The sequence below is a fragment of the Pseudomonas maumuensis genome, from assembly GCF_019139675.1.
GTDB lineage: Bacteria > Pseudomonadota > Gammaproteobacteria > Pseudomonadales > Pseudomonadaceae > Aquipseudomonas > Aquipseudomonas maumuensis.
Genome location: NZ_CP077077.1, coordinates 4,908,541 through 4,932,972, shown reverse-complemented (window position 1 = coordinate 4,932,972; position 24,432 = coordinate 4,908,541). Strand labels below are relative to the sequence as shown.

Sequence of the window (24,432 nt, the reverse complement as noted above, 5' to 3'; positions counted from 1 at the left end):
GAATTTCTTGACGACCATAGAGCATTGGAACCACCTGATCTCATCCCGAACTCAGCAGTGAAACGATGCATCGCCGATGGTAGTGTGGGGTTTCCCCATGTGAGAGTAGGTCATCGTCAAGATTCATTTCGCAAAACCCCTATCTGCGCGAGCAGGTAGGGGTTTTGTCTTTGTGCCTGGAAAACACTGTGGGAGCCGGCTTGCCGGCGATGCGTCGTGCTCACGGAAAATGTGACTCGAATACCGATACAGTTCCTCATACTGGCCATCTCCCACAATTCGAGTCGGAACACTAGAATAGAGCCGACGCATCCATTCAGAACCCCTTTATGCCTAACCCTGTCGAACCCGAAGCGCTCGCGCAGCTGCCGCTGGATGAACTGGTGGCCTGCCACGAGTGCGACCTGCTGATGCGCAAAGTCTCGCTGCAGACTGACGAAAAGGCGCAATGCCCACGTTGTGGCTACGAGCTGTATGCCCATCGCCACAACCTGGTCAACCGCAGCCTCGCCCTGGTGCTGACGGCCCTGCTGCTGTACGTGCCGGCCAACTTCCTGCCGATCATGCAGTTGCACCTGCTTGGCCAGACCTCCGACGACACGGTCTGGAGCGGCGTGCTCGGCCTGTACAATTCAGGGATGCGCGGCATTGCCGTGGTCGTGTTCCTGTGCAGCATGGCCATTCCCCTGCTCAAGCTGCTGTGCCAGCTAGCGGTGTTGCTGAGCATCCGGCTCGACTTCGGCCGCAGCTATGGCCTGCTGATCTATCGTATCTACCACCACCTGCGTGAGTGGGGGATGCTCGAGGTCTACTTCATGGGCGTGCTGGTGGCCATCGTCAAGCTGGTCGACCTGGCCGAGCTGAGCATCGGCCTGGGCCTGTTCTGCTTCATCAGCCTGCTGCTGGTGCAGGTCTGGCTCGAGGTGGTGATGTCGCCGCACCAGATCTGGGTGGCCTTGTCGGGGGAGGACGTCCATGCGGGCGATTGATGCAGGCATCCTGGTCTGCAATGAATGCCATGAGCTGAACCGCCATGAGCCCGGCAGCACCTCGCAGACCTGCACCCGATGCGGGGCGGTGGTGCATGCTCGGCGGCCCAACAGCATCGTGCGCACCTGGGCGCTGCTGATCACGTCGATGATCCTCTATATCCCGGCCAACGTGCTGCCGATCATGACCGTCAGCGCCTTGGGGCAGGGCAGCCCGGACACCATCATGTCTGGCGTCATCACCCTGATGAAGCACGGCATGTTGCCGATCGCCGCGGTGGTGTTCATCGCCAGCATCCTGGTGCCCACCTTCAAGCTGGTGGGTATCGCCCTGCTGCTCTATTCGGTGCAACGCCACCAGCCGCTGTCGGCGCGGCAGCGCATCCTGATGTACCGCTTCATCGAGTTCATCGGCCGCTGGTCGATGCTGGATATCTTCGTCATCGCCATTCTCGTGGCCGTGGTGAATTTCGGCCGCATCGCCAGTGTCGAAGCCAACCTGGGCGCCGTCGCCTTCGCCTCCGTGGTGATCCTGACGATGCTCGCCGCTTTAACTTTCGATCCCCGACTGATCTGGGACAACACGGAGTCGGATGACGACCATGAGTGACTTGCCTACGGCTAAAACCCGCCCAGCTTCGAACTGGTCGGCCATCTGGATCCTGCCGCTGATTGCCTTGGCGATCGGTGGCTGGCTGGCCTGGCAAGCCTACAAGGATGCCGGCATCGAGATCCAGGTACGCTTCGAGAGTGGCGAGGGCATCGTCGCCAACAAGACCGAGGTCATCTACAAAGGCATGTCGGTGGGCAAGGTGGTCGCCCTGGTGCTGGATGACAAAGGGGACAACCGTGGCGTCGTCGCCACCATCGAGATGCGCAAGGAAGCCGGTCCGCACCTGACCAAGGGCACGCGCTTCTGGCTGGTCAAGCCAAGCGTCAGCCTGGCAGGTATCTCGGGCCTGGAGACGCTGGTTTCAGGTAACTACATCGCCGTCGATCCCGGGGAGGGTGAACCGACCAAGCGCTTTACCGCGCTCAAGGAAGCACCGCCATTGTCCGATGCCGAGCCTGGCTTGCACCTGACGCTCAAGGCCGAGCGACTGGGCTCGCTAAACCGCGACAGCCCGATCTTCTACAAGCAGATCCAGGTCGGTCGGGTGAAGAGCTATCGCCTGTCCGAGGATCAGGGCACGGTGGAGATCAAGGTGTTCATCGCACCGGCCTACGCCAGCCTGGTGCGCAAGCACACGCGTTTCTGGAACGCCAGCGGCGTCAGCATCGATGCCGACCTGTCCGGGGTCAAGGTGCGCACTGAATCGCTGTCGAGCATCGTGGCCGGGGGCATCGCCTTTGCAACGCCGGAGAATCGCAAGGACAGCCCGCCCACCGATCCAAGCCTGCCGTTCCGCTTGTACGAGGACTTCGACGCGGCCCAGGCCGGCATCCGCGTCAAGGTCAAGCTCAGTGACTTCGAAGGCTTGCAGAAGGGGCGTACACCGGTGCTGTACAAGGGCATCCAGGTGGGCACGCTCAAGGATCTCAAGGTCGAAGGTGATCTTACCAGCGCAACGGCCGAGCTGACCCTGGATCCGCTGGCCGAGGACTACCTGGTCGAAGGCACGCAGTTCTGGGTGGTCAAGCCGTCGATCTCGCTTGCCGGGATCACAGGCCTCGAGGCATTGGTGAAGGGTAACTACATTGCGGTGCGCCCGGGCGAGCCGGGCGCCAAGCCCCTGCGCGAGTTCGAGGCGCGTCCCAAGGCACCACCACTGGACCTGAAGGCCCCTGGCCTGCATATGGTGCTGTTCGCCGACACCCTGGGCTCGCTGGAAGTGGGCAGCCCGGTGATGTACCGCCAGGTGCGCGTGGGCAGCGTGCAGAGCTACCAGTTCGCCCGCAACAGCAAGCGCATCCTGATCGGTGTGCATATCGAGAAGGAATACGCCAACCTGGTCAACGGTTCCACGCGTTTCTGGAATGCCAGTGGCATCACCCTGACCGGTGGCCTGTCGGGTATCCAGGTCAAGAGTGAGTCGCTGCAGACGCTCATGGCCGGTGGTATCGCCTTCGACACGCCGAAGCCGGATGTACCGCTCAAGCGTCGTATTCCGCGATTCCGCCTGCATGAAAGCCAGGACGCGGCCAACCGGGCCGGTACCCTGATCACCATTCGCGTGGACCGCGCCGATGGCCTGAAGCCGGGCACGCCGATCCGCTTCCGCGGCCTGGACGTGGGCAGCGTCGAGAGCGTCGACCTGACCGGCGACCTGCAGGCGGTCCTGCTCCGTGCGCGGATTACCCAGGCGGCCGAGCGTATCGCCCGCACCGGTACGCAGTTCTGGGTGGTCAAGCCTGCCTTGGGGCTGGTGCGTACTCAGAATCTCGACACGCTGATCGGCGGCCAATACCTGGAGGTGCTGCCAGCGCTCAAGGACAAGGGGCCGCAGCGAGACTTCATCGCCCTGAGCGATGCTCCCGAGGTGAAAGGCGAGGAGGTCGGCCTGCCGCTGACCTTGAGCGCGGCGCGTCGTGGCTCGATCAAGCCGGGCGTGCCGGTCACCTACCGTGAGATCGCAGTGGGCAAGGTCACCGGCTTCGAGCTGGGCCAGACCGCCGACCGGGTACTTATCCACATCCTTATCGAGCCCCGCTACGCCGGCCTGGTGCGTGGCGGCAGCCGCTTCTGGAACAGCAGTGGGTTCGGCTTCGACTGGGGCTTGTTCAAGGGCGCCACGGTGCGCACCGAGTCGGTGGAGACCTTGATCGAGGGTGGGATTGCTTTCGCCACGCCCGATGGCGAGCAGATGGGTAACCCGGCGCGCCCGCAACAGACCTTCGCGCTGTTCGACAAGCCGGAGGATGAGTGGATGCAGTGGGCGCCGAAGATTCAGATCGGCAAGTAATGATGGAGTGGGCCGCTATGCGGCCCTTTCGTCGGCGAGCCGGCTCCCACACCGACCGCGTAGGGCTCAGGCCATACGACATTCTGTCGCCGCAGGCTTGCCGGCTAACTCAAAGGCACTAACGCTGATGCAGGTTTGGCGAGTAACGAGACAATCACAGGCATAAAAAAACCGACCCTAGGGTCGGTTTTTTCGACAAGAACGTCGCTTAGGCAGCTGCAGCTTCTTTCAGTGCCTTGATGTGGCCATTCAGACGGCCTTTGTGGCGAGCAGCTTTGTTCTTGTGGATGATGCCCTTGTCGGCCATACGGTCGATTACAGGTACAGCCAGAACGTAAGCGGCTTGCGCTTTTTCGGCGTCTTTTGCGTCGATGGCCTTGACTACATTCTTGATGTAGGTACGGACCATGGAACGCAGGCTGGCGTTGTGGCTGCGACGCTTCTCAGCCTGTTTTGCACGTTTCTTGGCGGAAGGTGAGTTGGCCACCGTCGAGCTCCTCGAAAGACTTTAGGTAAATAGCAAACAAAATAGGCCGCGAATCATGCCGATGAGTCGAGCGGATGTCAAGGCCACCTGCAAGGTTCCGCCGAGTGGTGAGCCAACAGGAGGGAAATATTCCTTTCTGTCGCACGACCTGTAAACTCGGGAGTTTTGGCTACCCTGCGAAGGCGCGGGAGTATCGCACATTCGGACGCTGTCTGGCAGCGTCCTCTGCCCCTGGCGTGAAACTTTTCGATGAACCTGCTCAAATCCCTGGCCGCGGTCAGCTCCATCACCATGATTTCCCGGGTGCTCGGCTTCGTACGCGACACCATCCTGGCGCGGGTGTTTGGCGCCGGCATCGCCACCGACGCCTTCTTCATCGCTTTCAAACTACCCAACCTGCTGCGGCGGATCTTCGCCGAAGGCGCGTTCTCCCAGGCCTTCGTGCCGATCCTCGCCGAGTACAAGACCCAGCAGGGCGAGGAGGCCACGCGTACGTTCGTTGCCTACGTCAGCGGCCTGCTGACCCTGATCCTGGCGCTGGTCACCGCCATTGGCATCCTCGCCGCGCCCTGGGTGGTCTGGGTCACGGCACCGGGTTTCGTCGACAGCGCGGAGAAATACGAGCTGACCACGTCGCTATTGCGGGTGACCTTTCCTTATATATTGCTGATCTCGTTGTCGTCGCTGGTAGGCGCGATCCTCAACACCTGGAACCGCTTCAGCGTGCCGGCGTTCACCCCCACGCTGCTCAACGTGGCGATGATCGCCTTCGCCGTGCTGCTCACTCCCTACTTCGACCCACCGATCATGGCCCTGGCTTGGGGCGTGCTGGCCGGAGGCCTGGCGCAACTGCTGTACCAGCTGCCGGCGCTGAAGAAGATCGGCATGCTCGTACTGCCGCGCCTGAACCTACGCGATACCGGCGTGTGGCGCGTGCTCAAGCAGATGCTGCCGGCGATCCTCGGCGTATCGGTGAGCCAGATCTCGCTGATCATCAACACCATCTTCGCCTCCTTCCTGGTGGCCGGCTCGGTATCGTGGATGTACTACGCCGACCGCCTCATGGAGCTGCCCTCCGGCGTGCTGGGCGTGGCCCTGGGCACCATCCTGCTGCCGACCTTGGCCAAGACCTACGCAAATAAGGATCGTGAGGAGTATTCGCGGATCCTCGACTGGGGCCTGCGCCTGTGCTTCCTGCTGGTGCTGCCCTGCACCCTGGCCCTGGGCATCCTCGCCGAACCGCTGACCGTGGCGTTGTTCCAGTACGGCAAGTTCACTGCCTTCGACGCCGCGATGACCCAGCGCGCGCTGGTCGCGTATTCGGTGGGGCTGATGGCGATCATCCTGGTCAAGGTGCTGGCACCTGGCTTCTATGCGCAGCAGAATATCCGCACACCGGTGAAGATCGCCGTCTTTACCCTGGTCTGCACGCAGTTGCTTAACCTGGCCCTGGTCGGCCCGTTGGCCCATGCCGGGCTGGCCCTGGCGATCAGCCTGGGTGCCTGCCTGAACGCCGGCCTGTTGTACTGGAGGCTGCGCAGCCAGCAACTGTTCCAGCCGCAACCTGGCTGGGCGATGTTCCTGCTCAAGCTGGTGCTGGCGGTGGCGCTGATGTCGGGCGTGCTGTTGCTGGGCATGCACTACCTGCCGGCCTGGGAGCAGGGCAACATGCTCGAGCGCTTCGTGCGCCTGGGTGCCCTGATCGTCGCCGGCGTGGTGACCTACTTTGGTTGCCTGTACCTGTGTGGTTTCCGCCCACGGCACTTCGCCCGCAAGGCGTTGCACTGAGGCGCGAAAAGGGTCAGGCGTCGGTTTTTCGCATTCCACACTCCAGGGTGGCGCTGCTGCCTGTCACCAGCGCCCGGGTGTGGTTATAATCGGCCACTTTATGAGCAAGAAGCGCGTTATGCAGCTGGTTCGAGGTCTTCACAACCTGCGCCCCGAGCACCGGGGCTGTGTCGCCACCATTGGCAACTTCGACGGGGTCCACCGCGGCCACCAGGCGATCCTCGCACGCCTGCGCGAACGTGGCCAGGAACTCGGCCTACCCACCTGCGTGGTGATCTTCGAGCCACAGCCTCGCGAGTATTTCGCCCCGGACACCGCGCCGGCCCGCCTGGCGCGCCTGCGTGACAAGGTCGAGCTGCTGGCCGGCGAGGGCATCGACCGGGTGCTGTGCCTGTCGTTCAACCAGCGCCTGAGCCAGCTCAGCGCCGAGCAGTTCGTCAAGGCGGTGCTGGTCGATGGCCTGGGCGTGCGCCACCTAGAAGTGGGCGACGACTTCCGCTTCGGTTGCGACCGCGCCGGTGATTTCGCCTTCCTCACCGAAGCCGGAAAACGCCATGGTTTCAGCGTCGAGGCGGCCAACACCGTCATCCAGGACGGCCTGCGGGTCAGCAGCACCGAAGTGCGCAAGGCCTTGGCCGATGGCAACTTCGAGCTGGCCGAACATCTGCTGGGCCGCCCGTACCGCATTACCGGCCGCGTGCTGCATGGCCAGAAGCTGGCCCGCCAGCTCGGCACACCTACCGCCAATATCCAGCTCAAGCGCCGTCGCGTGCCGCTGTCCGGGGTCTACCTGGCCAGCATCGAGATCGACGGCCAGCAGTGGCCGGGTGTCGGCAATATCGGAGTACGTCCCACCGTCGCCGGTGACGGGCGTCCTCACCTGGAGATTCATCTCCTGGACTACGCCGGTGACCTCTATGGCCGGCGCCTGACGGTGGAATTCCACCACAAGCTGCGTGAAGAGCAGCGTTTCGCCTCCCTGGAGGCGCTGAAGTCGGCGATCGACGCGGACATCGCCGCCGCACGTGCCCACTGGCACGCTCAACCGCTAACGAAGAGCCTGAAATGACCGACTACAAAGCCACGCTTAACCTTCCGGACACCGCCTTCCCCATGAAGGCCGGCCTGCCTCAGCGCGAACCGCAGATCCTGCAGCGCTGGGACAGCATTGGCCTGTACCAGAAGCTGCGCGAAATTGGCAAGGATCGTCCGAAGTTCGTCCTGCACGACGGCCCGCCCTATGCCAACGGCAAGATCCATATCGGTCATGCGCTGAACAAGATTCTCAAGGACATGATTGTCCGTTCGAAGACCCTGTCGGGCTTCGACGCCCCGTACGTACCGGGCTGGGACTGCCACGGCCTGCCGATCGAGCACAAGGTCGAGGTCACCCATGGCAAGCACCTGACCGCCGACCGCACCCGCGAGCTGTGCCGCGAGTACGCCGCCGAGCAGATCGAGGGGCAGAAGACCGAGTTCATCCGCCTGGGTGTGCTGGGTGACTGGGACAACCCGTACAAGACCATGAACTTCGCCAACGAGGCCGGCGAGATCCGCGCCCTGGCCGAGATGGTCAAGCAAGGCTTCGTGTTCAAGGGCCTGAAGCCGGTGAACTGGTGCTTCGATTGCGGTTCGGCCCTGGCCGAAGCCGAAGTCGAGTACGCCGACAAGAAATCCCAGACCATCGACGTCGCCTTCCCGGTCGCCGACGAGGCCAAGCTGGCCGCGGCCTTCGGCCTGGCCGCGCTGGCCAAGCCCGCCGCCATCGTGATCTGGACCACCACCCCGTGGACCATCCCGGCCAACCAGGCGCTGAACATCCACCCGGACTTCACCTACGCCCTGGTCGATACCGGCGAGCGCCTGCTGGTGCTCGCCGAGGAGCTGGTCGAGTCGTGCCTGAAGCGCTATGCGCTGGAAGGTTCGGTGATCGCCACCGCCCCGGGTTCGGCCCTCGAGCTGATCAACTTCCGTCACCCGTTCTACGATCGCCTGTCGCCGATCTACCTGGCCGAATACGTCGAGCTGGGCGCCGGTACCGGCGTGGTGCATTCCTCGCCCGCCTATGGTGAAGACGACTTCGTCACCTGCAAGCGCTACGGCATGGTCAACGACGATATCCTCACCCCAGTGCAGAGCAACGGCGTGTACGTCGAGTCGCTGCCGTTCTTCGGCGGCCAGTTCATCTGGAAGGCCAACCCGGCCATCGTCGACAAGCTCAGCGAAGTCGGCGCGCTGATGCACACCGAGACCATCAGCCACAGCTACATGCACTGCTGGCGCCACAAGACCCCGCTGATCTACCGCGCCACCGCGCAGTGGTTCGTTGGCATGGACAAGCAGCCCACCAGCGGCGACAACCTGCGCGAGCGCTCGCTCAAGGCCATCGAAGAGACCAAGTTCGTTCCGGCCTGGGGCCAGGCGCGCCTGCACTCGATGATCGCCAACCGCCCGGACTGGTGCATCTCGCGTCAGCGTAACTGGGGCGTGCCGATCCCGTTCTTCCTGGACAAGCAGACCGGTGAGCTGCACCCGCGTACCGTCGAGCTGATGGAGGAAGTGGCCAAGCGCGTCGAGCAGCAAGGCATCGAGGCCTGGTTCAAGCTGGATGCTGCAGAACTGCTGGGCGATGAAGCCGGCCAGTACGACAAGATTTCCGACACCCTCGATGTCTGGTTCGACTCCGGTACCACCCACTGGCACGTGCTGCGTGGCTCCCACGATATCGGCCACGCCACCGGCCCGCGCGCCGACCTGTACCTGGAAGGCTCCGACCAGCACCGTGGCTGGTTCCACTCCTCGCTGCTGACCGGCTGCGCCATCGACGGCCACGCGCCGTACCGCGAGCTGCTGACCCACGGCTTCACCGTGGACGAGAACGGCCGCAAGATGTCCAAGTCGCTGGGCAACACCATCGAGCCGGAAAAGGTCAACAACACCCTGGGTGCCGACATCCTGCGCCTGTGGGTGTCCGCCACCGACTACTCCGGTGAGATGGCCGTTTCCGAGCAGATCCTGCAGCGCAGCGCCGACGCCTACCGCCGCATCCGCAACACCGCGCGCTTCCTGCTCTCCAACCTGTCCGGCTTCGACCCGGCCCGCGACCTGCTGCCGGCCGAGGACATGCTGGCCCTGGACCGTTGGGCGGTCGACCGCACCCTGCTGCTGCAGCGCGAGCTGGAAGAACACTACGGTGAGTACCGTTTCTGGAACGTCTACTCGAAGATCCACAACTTCTGCGTGCAGGAACTCGGTGGCTTCTACCTCGACATCATCAAGGACCGCCAGTACACCACCGGCGCCAACAGTGTCGCCCGCCGCTCCTGCCAGACCGCGCTGTACCACATCAGCGAGGCGCTGGTGCGCTGGATCGCGCCGATCCTGGCGTTCACCGCCGACGAGATCTGGCAGTACCTGCCGGGCGAGCGCAACGAGTCGGTGATGCTCAACACCTGGTACCAGGGCCTGACGGAACTGCCGACCGACGCCGAGCTGGACCGTGCCTACTGGGACCGCGTGATGGCAGTCAAGGCGGCGGTCAACAAGGAGCTGGAGAACCAGCGTACCGCCAAGGTCATCGGCGGCAACCTGCAGGCCGAGGTCACCCTGTTCGCCGAAGAGGGCCTGACCGCCGACCTGAACAAGCTCGGCGACGAGCTGCGCTTCGTGCTGATCACCTCCGCGGCCAGCGTGGTGCCGTTCGTCCAGGCCCCGGCCGATGCCGTGACAACCGAGGTCGAAGGGCTCAAGCTGAAGGTCGTCAAGTCTGGCCATGCCAAGTGCGGCCGTTGCTGGCACTTCCGCGCCGATGTTGGCAGCCACCCGGAGCATCCGGAAATCTGCGCCCGTTGCGTCGACAACCTGAGCGGTTCCGGTGAGGTGCGCCACTATGCCTAAGCTTTCCGCGGGGCGCTTCGGGCGCCTTGCCTGGCTCTGGCTGAGCCTGGTGGTGCTGGTCCTCGACCAGGCCACCAAGGTCTACTTCGAGGGCGCGCTGAGCCTGTACCAGCAGATCGTGGTCATCCCCGACTACTTCAGCTGGACCCTGGCCTATAACACCGGCGCGGCGTTCAGCTTCCTGGCCGATAGCTCCGGCTGGCAGCGTTGGCTGTTCGCCGTGATCGCCGTGGTGGTCAGTGCCGTGCTGGTGGTCTGGCTCAAGCGCCTGGGGCGTGACGAAACCTGGCTGGCCGTGGCCCTGGCCCTGGTGCTGGGCGGTGCATTGGGCAACCTGTACGACCGCGTGGTGCTCGGCCATGTGGTCGACTTCATCCTGGTGCATTGGCAGAACCGCTACTACTTCCCGGCCTTCAACCTGGCCGACAGCGCCATCACCGTGGGCGCGGTGATGCTGGCGCTGGATATGTTCAAGAGCAAGAAGTCCGAGGAAGCCGTCCATGACTGAGACCCGTATCGGCCAGAACACCGAAGTCACCCTGCACTTCGCGCTGCACCTGGAAAACGGCGACACCGTCGACAGCACCTTCGACAAGGCCCCGGCCACGTTCAAGGTCGGCGACGGCAACCTGCTGCCGGGCTTCGAGAACGCCCTGTTCGGCTTCAAGGCCGGTGACCAGCGCAAGCTGAGCATCGCCCCGGAGAACGCCTTCGGCCAGCACAACCCGCAGAACGTGCAGGTGATGCCGCGCTCGCAGTTCGAAGGCATGGAGCTGTCCGAAGGGCTACTGGTGATCTTCAACGACGCCGCCAACACCGAGCTGCCGGGTGTGGTCAAAGCGTTCGACGACAACCAGGTGACCATCGATTTCAACCATCCACTGGCTGGCAAGACCCTGAACTTCGAGGTGCAGATCCTCGACGTGAAGGCCGTGTGAGCCTGGAGCCGAGCATGCAAATCAAACTCGCCAACCCGCGCGGCTTCTGCGCCGGGGTCGACCGGGCGATCGAGATCGTCAACCGCGCCCTGGAAGTCTTCGGCCCGCCGATCTATGTGCGCCACGAAGTCGTGCACAACAAGTTCGTGGTCGAAGACCTGCGCAACCGTGGCGCGATCTTCGTCGAAGAGCTGGACCAGGTGCCGGACGACGTCATTGTCATCTTCAGTGCCCATGGTGTTTCCCAGGCCGTGCGCCAGGAAGCCGCCGGCCGTGGCCTGAAGGTGTTCGACGCCACCTGTCCGCTGGTGACCAAGGTGCATATCGAAGTTGCCAAGTACAGCCGCGACGGCCGTGAGACCATCCTCATCGGCCACGAAGGGCACCCGGAAGTCGAAGGCACCATGGGCCAGTACGACGCCAGCAACGGCGGCGCCATCTACCTCGTCGAGGACGAGGAGGATGTCGCCCAGTTGCAGGTGAACGACCCGGATCACCTGGCCTTCGTCACCCAGACCACCCTGTCGATGGACGATACCAGCCGGGTGATCGATGCCCTGCGCGCACGCTTCCCGAACATCGGCGGCCCGCGCAAGGACGACATCTGCTATGCCACGCAAAACCGCCAGGACGCCGTCAAGCAACTGGCCGACGAATGTGACGTGGTGCTGGTGGTCGGCAGCCCCAACAGCTCCAACTCCAACCGCCTGCGCGAGTTGGCCGAGCGCATGAGCACGCCGGCCTACTTGATCGACGGTGCCGAGGACCTGCAACGCAGCTGGTTCGACGGTGCTGAACGCATCGGTATCACCGCCGGTGCCTCGGCGCCCGAGGTGTTGGTGCGTGGCGTGATCGAGCAGCTCAAGGCCTGGGGCGCCACCGGCGCCGAAGAGCTCGACGGGCGCGAAGAGAACATTACCTTCTCGATGCCCAAGGAGCTGCGGGTTCGCTCGCTGATCTGACTCAGTCACCTGCACAGCGGCGGCCCTCGTCGCTGCGCAGGCTGACCCGGCCACTGGGGCTCAGCACCACCTGATGCTGGCTGCCAGGCCCGCTGCGTTGGCAGATGTTCAGCGTGATGCCGCCAAAGCCGACCCCTACCGGCGCCCCCCGCCGGCTGAAGCGCACCTCCCGCGTGGAACTGGCCACTACCTTCACCGGCCTGGCCAGACGATGTTCGCGCAATACCTGGCCGTCGCGTTCCTGCGACACACGCCAACCCTTGCCCCAGTCACCTTCCAATGGGTGAACCGTCAGCGCCTGCCGTTGCAGCGCGGCCTGGTTACGCGCAGCACGTAACGCCTGTGCCAGTTCCCGGGCCACGGCGGCCAGTTGCAGGGTTTCGCCGAGCTTTGTGTAGGCCGTTATCCCTAGGTGTGTCAGCAGACTGCCAATCGTCAGTGCGCACATCATTTGTAGCAGTGTTACGCCTTGTTGCCTCACCGTGCATTCCTCCCTGGAAGTGCTTCGCTGTAGCTTCCGGTCTGGCCGTGTAAGGCACCAGTCAGCCGGTTCGGGCAGAGGGCGAGGAAAGATCCCTGGAGGGTGATGATGCGAGCGAAGGAAGGCGGGATGACGCTGCTGGAGGTGCTGTTGACGATGATGGTGCTGGCGCTTGGCATGTTCGCCGCGGCGGCCTTGCAGGTGCGCGGCATGCAGGCGGTCGAGCGTGCCCAGCGCGACGGTCAGGCGTTGCAGTTGGCCCAGGGCATGCTCGAGCGGGTGAGGGCGAGCGGCACGCTCGACGCGGGGGAGGAGAGTGCCTGGCGGGTGCGGGTCACCGAGGCGCTCGGCACCTCGGCGCAAGGGAGAATCAGGCGTCACGCCGACATGCTGGCGCTCGAGGTGCATTGGCCTGCCTTGCCTGGGGGGCGCCCTGCCTTGCAGCTACAGGGCAGGGTGCTGCCATGAGACGTGGGCAAGCGGGCGTCGGGTTGGTCGAGGTGTTGCTGGCCGTGGCTCTGGGAGCGTTGTTGCTGGTGGCGGCGGGCCAGTTGTTCGGCCAGGCCTATCAGGCCTGGCGGCTGCACGGCGCCTCGGCGAGGCTGCAGGACGATGCTCGCTTGGTCCTGCAGCGCCTGGCCGAGGATATCCGTATGGCGGGCATGTTCGGCTGTCTGCGCCTGGACGCGGCGGACTTCGCCGATCCAGAGGCTGCGTTGGCGTTCGCCAGGCCGATCGAAGTCAACGCGGACAGCCTGACGCTGGTGGGCGCCGAGCTACCGGGGTTGCTCGGTGCGCCGGACTGGACCGTGCTCACCGACTGTCGTAGTTGGGCGCGGGTCCAGCGTGGGCAGCATGTGTCTGGTGATGCCTTGCTGGCTTTGCCAGTGCGCCGGGTTACCTACCGGGTGCGCAATGGCAGCTTGTTGTTTACCAGTAATGTCCAGCACGCCAGCTTGGTCGACAATGTCCAGGCCCTGCGGATACGCCATGACGACGGTCGTGTCGATATCGAGCTGCTCATGCAGGACCGCGATCACGGTCTGGAGCAGCGCCATACGTTGAGTGTGGCTGTACGCAACCCTGAGGGAGGCGTATGAGTCGCGAGCGCGGTGTGGTCCTGTTGCTGGCCCTGAACCTCAGCCTGCTGCTTGGCCTGTTGACCGCGCTGGGCATGCGCGAGGCATTGCTGCAGGCACGGCAGGTTGGCGAACAATGGCGTAGGGCGCAGGCTTTCGAGCAGGCCGAGGCGAGCCTGGTGGAAGGGGCCGCATTGCTGCAAGGCGGGTTGCCTGCGCTGTGCATTAACTGCCTGCCGCCTGAGTTGCCGACGGTATCGCCTGCCGCGCCGTGGCGAAGCACCGACAGTGGCTACGTGCTGCTCCAGCACCTGGGGCAAACCCTCCGCGCCGTCGGCCTGCCGCCGGACGAGCGGGTCGACCTCGTGCGGATCACAGCGCTGAGCCGTCAGTTGCGGGGCCGGCAATTCCTGGAAGCGGTCTATGCCGTGGACGGGCAGGGCAATATCGGGCGCATCAGTTGGCGTCAGCGCCTGGAGGAGGGCTGACATGCAGCGGGGTCTTGGTCTGATCGAATTATTGATTGTCGTGGCGCTGATCGGCATGCTGGCAACCATTGCCTACCCCAGTTACAGCGACCAGCTACGCCGTGCCGCGCGCGGCGAGGTGGTCGGGCTGCTGCAGGATGCGGCGTTGCGCCTGGAACAGCATCGCGCGTATGTCGGCGGCTATGCCGATACCGAGCAACTTGTCACGGTATTGTCGGCTGGCAGCCGCTACTACCGCCTGCAGGCACAGCGCGACGAAGACGCTTTCATACTGCTTGCCCGCCGTGTGACGGAGACGTTCATGGTGGACGATCGCTGTGGCGACTTCCGCCTCGATCACGCTGGCGTGCGTGATAATCCGGGCGGCAGCGAAGACGAGCAGACGTGCTGGGGAAGCTGAAGATCAAAAGGTGCCCGCGCACCGTGGAATTACTTCAGGTGTTGGATCGAACGATGAGCAAGCAAGTAGTGATTGTCGGCGGTGGCGTCATCGGCCTGCTGACGGCGTTGAACCTGGCGACGGACGTCGACCGGGTGGTGGTGTGCGACCAGGGCGAAGTAGGGCGTGAGTCGTCCTGGGCCGGTGGCGGCATCGTCTCGCCGTTGTATCCCTGGCGCTATAGCCCTGCAGTAACGGCGCTGGCGCATTGGTCGCAGGATTTCTATCCACAGCTGGGCGAGCGCCTGTTCGCCAGCACCGGCATCGACCCTGAGGTCCACACCACCGGGCTGTACTGGCTGGACCTGGACGACGAAGCCGAGGCCCTGGCCTGGGCCGCCCGCGAGCAACGCCCGCTCAGCGCCGTGGATATCTCGGCTGCCTACGACGCGGTGCCGATGCTCGGGCCAGGCTACCGCCATGCCATCTACATGGCGGGCGTGGCCAACGTACGTAACCCACGCCTGGTGAAGTCGCTCAAGGCCGCACTGCTGGAGCTGCCCAACGTGACCCTGCGCGAGCATTGCCAGATCAGCGGTTTCGTCCATGAAGACGGGCGTATCGCCGGCGTGCGCACCGAGCAGGGCGTGCTGACTGCCGACGAGGTGGTGCTCAGTGCCGGAGCCTGGAGCGGCGACCTGCTGCAGACCCTGGGCCTGAGCCTGCCGGTGGAGCCGGTGAAAGGGCAGATGATCCTGTTCAAGTGCGCCGAGGACTTCCTGCCGAGCATGGTCCTGGCCAAGGGCCGTTATGCGATCCCGCGCCGCGACGGGCATATCCTGGTTGGTAGCACCCTGGAGCATGCCGGCTACGACAAGACCCCGACCGGTGATGCGCTTGAGAGCCTGAAGGCTTCGGCGGTGGAACTGCTGCCGGCGCTGGCGGATGCCGAGGTGGTGGGCCACTGGGCTGGCCTGCGCCCTGGGTCGCCGGAAGGCATCCCCTACATTGGCGCGGTGCCGGGGCATGAGGGGTTATGGCTGAACTGCGGCCATTACCGCAACGGGCTGGTGCTGGCGCCGGCGTCTTGCCAGCTGTTCAGCGACCTGCTGCTGGGGCGTGCGCCGATCATCGATCCGGCGCCATATGCGCTGCAAGGGCGTTTGGCTTAAGTTCGTCGGGTCCGTTATACGGGCCTTTCGCCGGCAAGCCGGCTCCCACAATGACTGTGCTGGCTTCGAACCTTGTGGGAGCCTGCTTGCCGGCGAAAGGCCGCAGGGCGGCCCTCGCTCAGCGCTGTTGCCCCGGCCCTTGCTCCAGATGTTGCTGGCTGCAGTACCACTCCTTGCCCAGCTGCAACGCTCGGTCATTGGGCAGATGCACGCCGCAATGGGCGCAGCGCACCATCTGCAGCGGGTCCTGCAGGCGCGGCTCAGCAGGCGATTGCTGACTGGTCTTGAACTTGCGCCACAGCCAGAACGCGGCGGCGATCAGGGCGATCCAGAAGAGTAGGCGAACCATGGTGTCCAGCTTGTCGAATGAAGAAGGCGACAGTCTAGGACGCGGCCAATAAAAAAGGGAGGCCTTGGGCCTCCCTTTCTGCGCATGCGGTGTATCAGTCGAACAGACCGAAGGTCATGTAGCTGAACCAGCTGCGGTCCTTCTCGGCTTCCTTCGGACCTTCCGGCAGAATCGGGTCGCCGTTTTCGTCCTTGGGCAGCAGCTCCTCGGGCATTTCCGAGCGGGCGTCCTGGAACTGCTTGACCACGTCCTGGTTGGCGCGGGTCTCGCCCGGCGGCAGCGGGGCCTTGGTCTCGATCAGGCCCAGGGTGGCCTTGGACAGCCACGAGCGGTTGCCGTTTTCGTCGACCTTGGTGACGAACTGGCCATCGACCAGGCTCGGGTGGTCCGGGTAGTTGAGCTTGAGGGTCTCGAGGCTGGTGGCGGCCAGCTCGTCCAGGTGCATGCGCTGGTACGACTCGACCATCACCGCCAGGCCGTCACCCACCGACGGGGTTTCCTGGAAGTTCTCCACCACGTAGCGGCCACGGTTGGCGGCGGCCACATAGGCCTCGCGGCTCAGGTAGTAGTTGGCCACGTGGATTTCGTAGGAGGCCAGCAGGTTGCGCAGGTAGATCATGCGCTGCTTGGCGTCCGGGGCGTAGCGGCTGTTGGGGAAGCGGCTGGTCAGCTGGGCGAACTCGTTGTACGAGTCGCGGGCGGCGCCCGGGTCACGCTTGGTCATGTCCAGCGGCAGGAAGCGCGCCAGCAGGCCGCGGTCCTGGTCGAACGAGGTCAGGCCCTTGAGGTAGTAGGCGTAGTCGACGTTCGGGTGCTGCGGGTGCAGGCGGATGAAGCGCTCGGCAGCCGACTTGGCGGCCTCGGGCTCGGAGTTCTTGTAGTTGGCGTAGATCAGCTCGAGCTGGGCCTGGTCGGCATAGCGGCCGAACGGGTAGCGCGACTCCAGGGCCTTGAGCTTGTTCACGGCGCTGGTATAGCTGGAGTTGTCCAGGTCGGCCTGCGCCTGCTGGTACAGCTCGGCCTCGCTGAGGTTCTCGTCAATGACTTCCTTGTTCGAGGAACAGGCAGCGGTGAGCCCGAGGATGGCGATCAGCAGCAGGTGTTTCACTTGCATGGCGGCTTGCGTCCCTTTGACGGCCGCTGTCTTGGGCGGTGCCGTCCTGTTATGATGAGCGCCCCCGGCCAAACCCCGGGGCAAAAGAAGCCGTATTTAACCACAAGCGCGCAGCCGAAACCAAAGGCTGAACGCCCGTCGATTCGAGCATGTCCGAGATCATTCAACTTAGCGCAGAGGTCCCGTCCGAACTGGGCGGCCAACGCCTCGACCAGGTCGCCGCCCAATTGTTCGCCGAGTACTCGCGTTCGCGCCTGTCCTCGTGGATCAAAGATGGCCGCCTGACCGTCGATGGCGCGGTGCTGCGGCCGCGCGACACCGTCCACACCGGCTCCATCCTGGCCCTCGAGGCCGAGCAGGAGGCCCAGGGCGAATGGGTGGCTCAGGACATCGAGCTGGACATCGTCTATGAAGATGACCAGATCCTGGTGATCAACAAGCCGGCCGGGCTGGTGGTCCACCCGGCGGCGGGCCACCCCGACGGCACCCTGCTCAATGCCCTGCTGCACCATGTGCCGGACATCGTCAACGTACCGCGCGCCGGTATCGTGCATCGTCTAGACAAGGACACCACGGGCCTGATGGTGGTGGCCAAGACCCTGCAGGCGCAGACCAACCTGGTCGACCAACTGCAGAAGCGCTCGGTCAGCCGCATCTACGAGTGCATCGTGGTCGGCGTGGTGATCGCCGGCGGCAAGATCGACGCCCCGATCGGCCGCCACGGCGGCGAGCGCCAGCGCATGGCGGTCACCGACGGCGGCAAGCCGGCGGTCAGCCACTACCGCGTGCTCAAGCGCTTCCGCTCGCACACCCATGTGCGGGTCAAGCTGGAAACCGGCCGCACCCACCAGATCCGCGTGCATATGGCGCATGTCGGTTATCCGCTGGTCGGCGACCAGACCTACGGCGTGCGTTTCCGCATTCCGCCGGCCGCCAGCGTGGCCATGGTCGAGGCGGTGAAGAACTTCCCGCGCCAGGCCCTGCACGCCCGCTTCCTGGCCCTGGATCACCCGACCACCGGTGAGCGCATGGAATGGGCTTCGCCGCTGCCGGACGACTTCCTCTGGCTGCTGTCGCTGCTCAACGACGACCGCGAGAGCTTTATCGGATGAGTGGCCTGACGCAGGCGCTGATCGTTCCCGACTGGCCGGCCCCGGCCTCGGTACGCGCCTGTGTCACCACCCGCGAGGGCGGCGTCAGCCTGCCGCCCTATGAATCCTTCAATCTTGGCGACCATGTGGGCGATGATCCCGCTGCGGTTGCCGAGAACCGTCGTCGCCTCAGCGATGAATTCGCCATCCAGCCCGCCTGGCTCAAGCAGGTGCATGGGTTGGTGGTGGCCGACGCCGATCCCGCCGTGGTCGCCGAGGCCGATGCCAGCTGGACCGACCAGCCGGGCATCGCCTGCACCGTGATGACCGCCGATTGCCTGCCGGCCCTGTTCTGCGACCGTGCCGGTACCCGCGTGGCCGCTGCCCATGCCGGCTGGCGCGGGCTGGCCGGTGGCGTGCTGGAAGCCACCCTCGATCGCCTGGCCCTGCCACCCGAAGAGGTGCTGGTATGGCTGGGCCCGGCCATCGGGCCGCAGGCGTTCGAGGTGGGCATGGAAGTGCGCGATGCCTTTACCGCCGTGCATCCCGAGGCAGCCGCGGCGTTCGTCGACGGCGAGCGGCCGGGCAAGCTGATGGCCGATATCTACCAGTTGGCGCGGATCCGCCTGGGCGCGCGTGGGGTTACTGCCGTTTATGGTGGTGGCTTCTGCACGGTCAGCGACCCGCGGTTCTTCTCCTACCGCCGCACTCCTCAGGGTGGGCGGTTTGCTTCACTGGTGTGGCTCAGCCCTCGCTAAGCCTGGGGCCGCTTCGCGGCCCAATCGCTGGCAAGCCAGCTCCCACATGCCAAAGTCTGTACTGCCCCTGTGGGAGCCGGCTTGCCGGCGATTGGGCTGCGCAGCAGCCCCGGCAATATCAATCCCACCACCACCCTGCTGACCTCCGTCAACCCCGCTACGCTTGAATCTTCCAGAATTACCCTTATCTATTGGTCATCTCAGGCAGGTTCTTCATTACAGGTGCTGTCCATCGCTCCGCCTGCCCTTTAAAGGAAGGTATCCCCCATGCGAATAGACCGACTGACCAGCAAGCTGCAACTCGCGTTATCCGATTCCCAATCCCTGGCTGTGGGCATGGACCACCCGGCCATCGAGCCCCTGCACCTGCTGCAGGCGCTGATCGACCAGCAGGGCGGCTCGATCAAGCCGCTGCTGATGCAGGTCGGCTTCGACGTCAACAGCCTGCGCAAGGCGCTGACCAAAGAGCTCGACCAGCTGCCGAAAATCCAGAACCCCACCGGCGACGTGAACATGTCCCAGGACCTGGCGCGCCTGCTCAACCAGGCCGACCGCCTGGCCCAGCAGAAGGGCGACCAGTTCATCTCCAGCGAGCTGGTGCTGCTCGCCGCCATGGACGAGAACAGCAAGGTCGGCAAGCTGCTGCTCGGCCAGGGCGTGAGCAAGAAGGCCCTGGAAAACGCCATCAACAACCTGCGCGGCGGCGCGGCGGTGAACGACGCCAACGCCGAGGAGTCGCGCCAGGCCCTGGACAAGTACACCGTCGACCTCACCAAGCGCGCCGAGGAAGGCAAGCTCGACCCGGTGATCGGCCGCGACGACGAGATCCGCCGCACCATCCAGGTGCTGCAACGCCGCACCAAGAACAACCCGGTGCTGATCGGCGAGCCCGGCGTCGGCAAGACCGCCATCGCCGAAGGCCTGGCCCAGCGCATCATCAACGGCGAAGTGCCCGACGGCCTCAAGGGCAAGCGCCTGCTGGCGCTGGATATGGGCGCGCTGATCGCTGGCGCCAAGTACCGTGGCGAGTTCGAAGAGCGCCTCAAAGGCCTGCTCAACGAACTGAGCAAGCAGGAAGGCCAGATCATCCTGTTCATCGACGAGCTGCACACCATGGTCGGCGCCGGTAAAGGCGAGGGCGCCATGGACGCGGGCAACATGCTCAAGCCGGCCCTGGCCCGTGGCGAGCTGCACTGCGTCGGCGCCACCACGCTCAACGAGTACCGCCAGTTCATCGAGAAGGACGCCGCATTGGAGCGCCGCTTCCAGAAGGTGCTGGTCGAGGAGCCGAGCGAGGAAGACACCATCGCCATCCTGCGCGGCCTGAAAGAGCGCTATGAAGTGCATCACAAGGTGGCCATCACCGACGGCGCGATCATTGCCGCGGCCAAGCTCAGTCACCGCTACATCACCGATCGCCAGCTGCCGGACAAGGCCATCGACCTGATCGACGAAGCCGCGAGCCGCATCCGCATGGAGATCGACTCCAAGCCTGAGGTGCTCGACCGCCTCGACCGTCGCCTGATCCAGCTGAAGGTGGAATCCCAGGCGCTGAAGAAGGAAGAAGACGAAGCGGCGAAGAAACGCCTGGAGAAACTGACCGAGGAAATCGAGCGCCTGGAGCGCGAGTACTCCGACCTCGAAGAGATCTGGGCTTCGGAAAAGGCCGAGGTGCAAGGTTCGGCGCAGATCCAGCAGAAGATCGAGCAGGCCCGCCAGGAGCTGGAAGCCGCGCGCCGCAAGGGCGACCTCAGCCGCATGGCCGAGCTGCAGTACGGGGTGATCCCGGACCTGGAGCGCAGCCTGCAGATGGTCGACCAGCACGGCAAGACCGACAACCAGCTGCTGCGCAACAAGGTCACCGAGGAAGAGATTGCCGAAGTGGTGTCCAAATGGACCGGCATCCCGGTGGCGAAGATGCTCGAAGGCGAGCGTGAGAAGCTGCTGAAGATGGAAAGCCTGCTGCACGAACGGGTGATCGGCCAGGACGAGGCGGTGACCGCCGTGGCCAACGCCGTACGCCGTTCCCGCGCCGGGCTGTCCGACCCGAACCGCCCGAGTGGTTCGTTCCTGTTCCTTGGGCCCACCGGGGTGGGCAAGACCGAGCTGTGCAAGGCGCTGGCCGAGTTCCTCTTCGATACCGAAGAGGCCATGGTGCGCATCGACATGTCCGAGTTCATGGAGAAACACTCCGTGGCGCGTCTGATCGGTGCCCCGCCAGGGTATGTGGGCTATGAAGAGGGCGGTTACCTGACCGAGGCCGTGCGCCGCAAGCCGTACTCGGTGGTGCTGCTCGACGAGGTGGAGAAAGCCCACCCGGATGTGTTCAACGTGCTGCTGCAGGTGCTTGAAGATGGTCGCCTGACCGACAGCCACGGCCGCACCGTGGACTTCCGCAACACCGTGATCGTGATGACCTCCAACCTGGGCTCGGCGCAGATCCAGGAACTGGCCGGTGACCGCGAGGCACAGCGTGCGGCGGTGATGGACGCGGTGGGCGCGCATTTCCGTCCGGAGTTCATCAACCGCATCGACGAAGTGGTGGTGTTCGAACCGCTGGGCCGCGAGCAGATCGCCGGTATCACCGAGATCCAGCTTGGCCGCCTGCGTGGTCGCCTGGCCGAGCGCGAGCTGTCGCTGAGCCTGAGCCCGGAGGCGTTGGACAAGCTGATCGCCGTCGGTTACGACCCGGTGTACGGCGCACGGCCATTGAAGCGTGCGATCCAGCGCTGGATCGAGAACCCGCTGGCGCAACTGATCCTGGCGGGCGAGTTCCTGCCGGGTGCGGCGATCACCGCGAAGGTGGAGGGCGACGAGATCGTCTTTGGCTGACCTGCAGTAAACGAAGAGCCCCGCGTAAGCGGGGCTTTTTTATGCACGCTGTCCGGCCTTGCCCCGTGATAAGGACAGTCCATGCGACGCAAACCCCTGATTTTTCGGCTTCCCAGCTAACTTGCTGAAAATTTTGAAAAAAGTGCTTGCACAAAAATCAGAGTGCCCCTAATATTCGCCCCGCTGTCAGGCACTGAGCAGATCGCCAGCAACACCGACGATCTGAAAATAACTTACAAATCAGTAAGTTGAACGAAAAAAAGTGGTTGACAAGCAAAACGAAGAATGTAGAATAGCCGGCCTCAGCAGCGACAACGCGAAAGCGGATAGCCAAAGAGATCGAAGCTAACACAGACTTCGAAGCAGTAAAGATGTACCGAAGTTCAGTTCCGCGATAGCTCAGTCGGTAGAGCAAATGACTGTTAATCATTGGGTCCCTGGTTCGAGTCCAGGTCGCGGAGCCAATCTCGGGGTGTAGCGCAGTCCGGTAGCGCGCCTGCTTTGGGAGCAGGATGTCAGGAGTTCGAATCCCCTCACCCCGACCATTTTCCGGGTCGTTAGCTCAGTTGGTAGAGCAGTTGGCTTTTAACCAATTGGTCGTAGGTTCGAATCCTACACGACCCACCATGTAAAAAGGGCATCTCGACTGAGATGCCCTTTTTCTTTTGTCCGCGATTTATATCCCCGCCCTTTGCTACCCTGTGGCCTTTGCCCGCAGGAGCGCCCGCGCATGCCACTCAAAGCCAGTGTTTTCATCGCCACCAGCCTGGATGGCTACATCGCCCGTGAAGATGGCGGCCTCGATTGGTTGATGGGCGCCACCCAGTCCGCTGACGACCATGGCTATGCCGGGTTCATGGCGGGTGTCGATACGTTGGTGATGGGGCGCGGCACCTTCGACAAGGTCATGACCTTTGGCGAGTGGCCCTATCCGGATACGCGAGTGGTAGTGGTCAGCAGTACCCTCGAGGCGCTGCCCAGGGGCGCATCGGAGCGCGTCGAGCTGCACCCGGGGCCGATCCCGGCGTTGCTCGAGCACCTGCAGGCCACGGGCGCAAAGAGCCTGTACCTGGATGGCGGCAAGCTGATTCAGGGGTTCTTGCGCGAGGGGCTGGTGGATGAACTGACCATCACCCGCATCCCCGTGCTGCTGGGGCAGGGGATACCGTTGTTCGGCGAGTTGGCGAAGGATGTGCTGTTGCAGCACATGAGAACGACCAGTTACGAGAGCGGGTTCGTACAGAGCACGTATCGCGTGGTCAGATAAATCGCGTCGAGGCCATCGCCGGCAAGCCGGCTCCCACAGGATCGTGCGCTGAATTGATTGTGGGAGCCGGCTTGCCGGCGAAAGGGCTGCACAGCAGCCCCAGGATCTTGAAGCCTCAGTGCAGCTTCAGGCGCGGCTCGGTGCCACGGCCAATCTTGCTGCCCAGCATCAGCATCAAGGTGCGGAACGTCCCGTACAGCGCCATCTGGTGCATGCGATACAGCGACACATAGAACATCCGCGCCAGCCAACCTTCCAGCTTGACGCTGCCCATCAGGTTACCCATCAGGTTGCCCACCGCCGAGAAGCGCGACAGCGATACCAGCGAACCATAGTCCTTGTACTCGTAGGTCGGCAGCGCCTTGTTCTCCAGGCGCAGCTTGAGGCTCTTGGCCAGCAGCGAGGCCTGCTGGTGCGCGGCCTGGGCCCGTGGCGGCACATTGCGGTCGGTGCCCGGCTGCGGGCAGGCGGCGCAGTCGCCGAAGGCGAAGATGTTGTCGTCCAGGGTGGTCTGCAGGGTCGGGCGCACCACCAGCTGGTTGATGCGGTTGGTTTCCAGGCCGTCGATGTCCTTGAGGAAGCCCGGCGCGCGAATGCCCGCCGCCCAGACCTTCAAGCTGGCCTGGATCACTTCGCCCGAGGCGGTCTTCAGGCCATCGGCGGTCACTTCGCTGACCGCGGCGTTGGTCATCACCGTCACCCCGAGTTTTTCCAGGGTCTTGTGCACCGGCACGCTGATGCGCTCCGGCAGCGCCGGCAACACCCGTGGGCCGGCTTCGATGATGGTGATGTGCATGTCTTTCGGCTGGATCTTGTCCAGGCCATAGGCCGCCAGCTCGTGGGCCGCGTTGTGCAGCTCGGCGGCAAGCTCCACGCCAGTGGCGCCGGCGCCGACGATGGCCACGCTGATCTGCTCGCTGGCCACATCACCGGCATGGGCGCGCAGATAGTGGTTGAGCAGTTGCTGGTGGAAGCGCTCGGCCTGCTTGCGGCTGTCGAGGAACAGGCAGTGCTGCGCCGCGCCCAGGGTGCCGAAGTCGTTGGTGTTGCTGCCCACGGCGATCACCAGGGTGTCGTAGCCGATGGTGCGCGCAGGCAGCAGCTCACGGCCCTCGTCGTCGAGGGTCGCGGCCAGCTGGATCAATTTGCTTTCGCGGTCCAGGCCGCTCATGCGCCCCATCTGGAAGTTGAAGTGGTTCCACTTGGCCTGGGCCACGTAGTTCAGTTCGTCTTCCGAGGAGTTCAGTGAGCCGGCCGCCACTTCGTGCAGCAGTGGCTTCCAGATGTGCGTCAGGTTGGCATCAACCAGGGTGATCTCGGCCTGTTTGCGCTTGCCCAGGCTTTTACCCAGGCGGGTCGCCAGTTCCAGGCCGCCGGCGCCGCCGCCGACAATCACGATGCGATGAGTCATGGGGATATCTCACAAGTTTTACGGAATTCGTGGACACAAGGTCCGGC

The 24,432-nt window shown here is 64.1% G+C and carries 23 protein-coding genes, 3 tRNA genes and 1 rRNA gene; 22 read left to right on the top strand and 5 right to left on the bottom strand.

Annotation, left to right across the window (positions count from 1 at the left end):
• Window positions 1-6 precede the first annotated feature (6 nt).
• The 4 genes from rrf to KSS90_RS22055 all read left to right on the top strand — a co-directional run bounded on the left by rrf (window position 7) and on the right by KSS90_RS22055 (window position 3,892).
• Window positions 7-122 (top strand): 5S ribosomal RNA (gene rrf / locus KSS90_RS22070).
• A 207-nt stretch (window positions 123-329) separates the two neighbouring features.
• Window positions 330-989, top strand: coding sequence for a paraquat-inducible protein A (locus KSS90_RS22065; protein WP_046854155.1), 660 nt, complete (start codon window positions 330-332; stop codon window positions 987-989).
• A complete protein-coding gene (locus KSS90_RS22060) occupies window positions 976-1,599 on the top strand; it encodes a paraquat-inducible protein A (protein WP_217867264.1) in 624 nt (207 codons plus the stop codon). Before KSS90_RS22065 ends, KSS90_RS22060 begins: the two co-directional genes overlap by 14 nt.
• Complete coding sequence (locus KSS90_RS22055) at window positions 1,592-3,892, top strand: PqiB family protein (RefSeq protein ID WP_046854157.1); 2,301 nt, start codon at window positions 1,592-1,594, stop codon at window positions 3,890-3,892. The genes KSS90_RS22060 and KSS90_RS22055 overlap by 8 nt, the downstream gene beginning before the upstream one ends.
• A gap of 208 nt (window positions 3,893-4,100) precedes the next feature.
• Here KSS90_RS22055 and rpsT read toward each other — a convergent pair whose 3' ends face one another.
• A complete protein-coding gene (gene rpsT, locus KSS90_RS22050; RefSeq protein WP_023533220.1) occupies window positions 4,101-4,379 on the bottom strand; it encodes a 30S ribosomal protein S20 in 279 nt (92 codons plus the stop codon).
• 249 nt (window positions 4,380-4,628) lie between these two features.
• Between rpsT and murJ the strand changes: the two genes are divergently transcribed.
• From murJ to ispH, 6 genes are all read left to right on the top strand, one after another.
• Window positions 4,629-6,167: a murein biosynthesis integral membrane protein MurJ gene (gene murJ / locus KSS90_RS22045; RefSeq protein WP_217867263.1), complete on the top strand. Its 1,539-nt coding sequence runs from the start codon at window positions 4,629-4,631 to the stop codon at window positions 6,165-6,167.
• Window positions 6,168-6,285: 118 nt separating this feature from the next.
• Window positions 6,286-7,236, top strand: coding sequence for a bifunctional riboflavin kinase/FAD synthetase (ribF, locus tag KSS90_RS22040; protein WP_102682160.1), 951 nt, complete (start codon window positions 6,286-6,288; stop codon window positions 7,234-7,236).
• Window positions 7,233-10,064: an isoleucine--tRNA ligase gene (ileS, locus tag KSS90_RS22035; RefSeq protein ID WP_217867262.1), complete on the top strand. Its 2,832-nt coding sequence runs from the start codon at window positions 7,233-7,235 to the stop codon at window positions 10,062-10,064. The genes ribF and ileS overlap by 4 nt, the downstream gene beginning before the upstream one ends.
• Window positions 10,057-10,572, top strand: a complete 516-nt coding sequence (lspA, locus tag KSS90_RS22030) for a signal peptidase II (RefSeq protein ID WP_217867261.1) — start codon at window positions 10,057-10,059, stop codon at window positions 10,570-10,572. Before ileS ends, lspA begins: the two co-directional genes overlap by 8 nt.
• Window positions 10,565-11,002 (top strand): FKBP-type peptidyl-prolyl cis-trans isomerase, encoded by a 438-nt coding sequence (locus KSS90_RS22025; protein WP_023629753.1) that lies wholly within the window; start codon window positions 10,565-10,567, stop codon window positions 11,000-11,002. Before lspA ends, KSS90_RS22025 begins: the two co-directional genes overlap by 8 nt.
• Before the next feature lie 14 nt (window positions 11,003-11,016).
• Window positions 11,017-11,964 (top strand): 4-hydroxy-3-methylbut-2-enyl diphosphate reductase, encoded by a 948-nt coding sequence (gene ispH / locus KSS90_RS22020; RefSeq protein ID WP_217867260.1) that lies wholly within the window; start codon window positions 11,017-11,019, stop codon window positions 11,962-11,964.
• A gap of 1 nt (window position 11,965) precedes the next feature.
• Here ispH and KSS90_RS22015 read toward each other — a convergent pair whose 3' ends face one another.
• Window positions 11,966-12,415: a GspH/FimT family pseudopilin gene (locus KSS90_RS22015; protein WP_217867259.1), complete on the bottom strand. Its 450-nt coding sequence runs from the start codon at window positions 12,413-12,415 to the stop codon at window positions 11,966-11,968.
• 138 nt (window positions 12,416-12,553) lie between these two features.
• On the opposite strand from KSS90_RS22015, the gene pilV reads away from it, so the two are divergent.
• From pilV to thiO, 5 genes are read left to right on the top strand one after another with little or no spacing between them, the layout of a single operon-like run.
• The gene (pilV, locus tag KSS90_RS25700; protein ID WP_217867258.1) at window positions 12,554-12,913 is read left to right on the top strand and encodes a type IV pilus modification protein PilV; all 360 of its coding nucleotides are present in this window, start codon (window positions 12,554-12,556) and stop codon (window positions 12,911-12,913) included.
• On the top strand, window positions 12,910-13,545 hold the full coding sequence (locus KSS90_RS22005) for a PilW family protein (RefSeq protein WP_217867257.1): 636 nt from the start codon (window positions 12,910-12,912) through the stop codon (window positions 13,543-13,545). Before pilV ends, KSS90_RS22005 begins: the two co-directional genes overlap by 4 nt.
• A complete protein-coding gene (locus KSS90_RS22000) occupies window positions 13,542-14,012 on the top strand; it encodes a hypothetical protein (protein ID WP_217867256.1) in 471 nt (156 codons plus the stop codon). Before KSS90_RS22005 ends, KSS90_RS22000 begins: the two co-directional genes overlap by 4 nt.
• A 1-nt stretch (window position 14,013) precedes the next feature.
• Window positions 14,014-14,412 (top strand): type IV pilin protein, encoded by a 399-nt coding sequence (locus KSS90_RS21995; protein ID WP_217867255.1) that lies wholly within the window; start codon window positions 14,014-14,016, stop codon window positions 14,410-14,412.
• 53 nt (window positions 14,413-14,465) lie between these two features.
• On the top strand, window positions 14,466-15,563 hold the full coding sequence (gene thiO / locus KSS90_RS21990) for a glycine oxidase ThiO (RefSeq protein ID WP_217867254.1): 1,098 nt from the start codon (window positions 14,466-14,468) through the stop codon (window positions 15,561-15,563).
• Between the two features lie 118 nt (window positions 15,564-15,681).
• Here the strand turns inward: thiO and KSS90_RS21985 are convergent, their stop codons facing one another.
• Together KSS90_RS21985 and KSS90_RS21980 are read right to left on the bottom strand one after the other, a co-directional pair.
• A complete protein-coding gene (locus KSS90_RS21985) occupies window positions 15,682-15,912 on the bottom strand; it encodes a PP0621 family protein (protein WP_023632576.1) in 231 nt (76 codons plus the stop codon).
• A 94-nt stretch (window positions 15,913-16,006) separates the two neighbouring features.
• Window positions 16,007-17,026: an outer membrane protein assembly factor BamD gene (locus KSS90_RS21980; RefSeq protein WP_217867253.1), complete on the bottom strand. Its 1,020-nt coding sequence runs from the start codon at window positions 17,024-17,026 to the stop codon at window positions 16,007-16,009.
• A gap of 149 nt (window positions 17,027-17,175) precedes the next feature.
• Here KSS90_RS21980 and rluD point away from each other — a divergent pair, with 149 nt between their 5' ends.
• From rluD to KSS90_RS21945, 7 genes are all read left to right on the top strand, one after another.
• Window positions 17,176-18,138 carry a 23S rRNA pseudouridine(1911/1915/1917) synthase RluD gene (gene rluD / locus KSS90_RS21975; protein WP_110604838.1) on the top strand — a complete coding sequence of 321 codons (963 nt, stop codon included), beginning with the start codon at window positions 17,176-17,178 and terminating at the stop codon, window positions 18,136-18,138.
• Window positions 18,135-18,875, top strand: coding sequence for a peptidoglycan editing factor PgeF (gene pgeF / locus KSS90_RS21970; protein ID WP_217867252.1), 741 nt, complete (start codon window positions 18,135-18,137; stop codon window positions 18,873-18,875). The genes rluD and pgeF overlap by 4 nt, the downstream gene beginning before the upstream one ends.
• 267 nt (window positions 18,876-19,142) lie before the next feature.
• Window positions 19,143-21,707, top strand: a complete 2,565-nt coding sequence (clpB, locus tag KSS90_RS21965) for an ATP-dependent chaperone ClpB (RefSeq protein WP_023631670.1) — start codon at window positions 19,143-19,145, stop codon at window positions 21,705-21,707.
• A gap of 388 nt (window positions 21,708-22,095) precedes the next feature.
• Window positions 22,096-22,171 (top strand) — tRNA-Asn (locus tag KSS90_RS21960).
• A 4-nt stretch (window positions 22,172-22,175) separates the two neighbouring features.
• Window positions 22,176-22,252: transfer RNA gene (locus tag KSS90_RS21955), tRNA-Pro, on the top strand.
• A gap of 6 nt (window positions 22,253-22,258) precedes the next feature.
• Window positions 22,259-22,334 (top strand) — tRNA-Lys (locus KSS90_RS21950).
• A 103-nt stretch (window positions 22,335-22,437) separates the two neighbouring features.
• Window positions 22,438-22,974, top strand: a complete 537-nt coding sequence (locus tag KSS90_RS21945) for a dihydrofolate reductase family protein (RefSeq protein WP_217867251.1) — start codon at window positions 22,438-22,440, stop codon at window positions 22,972-22,974.
• A gap of 115 nt (window positions 22,975-23,089) precedes the next feature.
• Here the strand turns inward: KSS90_RS21945 and KSS90_RS21940 are convergent, their stop codons facing one another.
• A complete protein-coding gene (locus KSS90_RS21940) occupies window positions 23,090-24,385 on the bottom strand; it encodes an NAD(P)/FAD-dependent oxidoreductase (protein WP_046854169.1) in 1,296 nt (431 codons plus the stop codon).
• Window positions 24,386-24,432 lie beyond the last annotated feature (47 nt).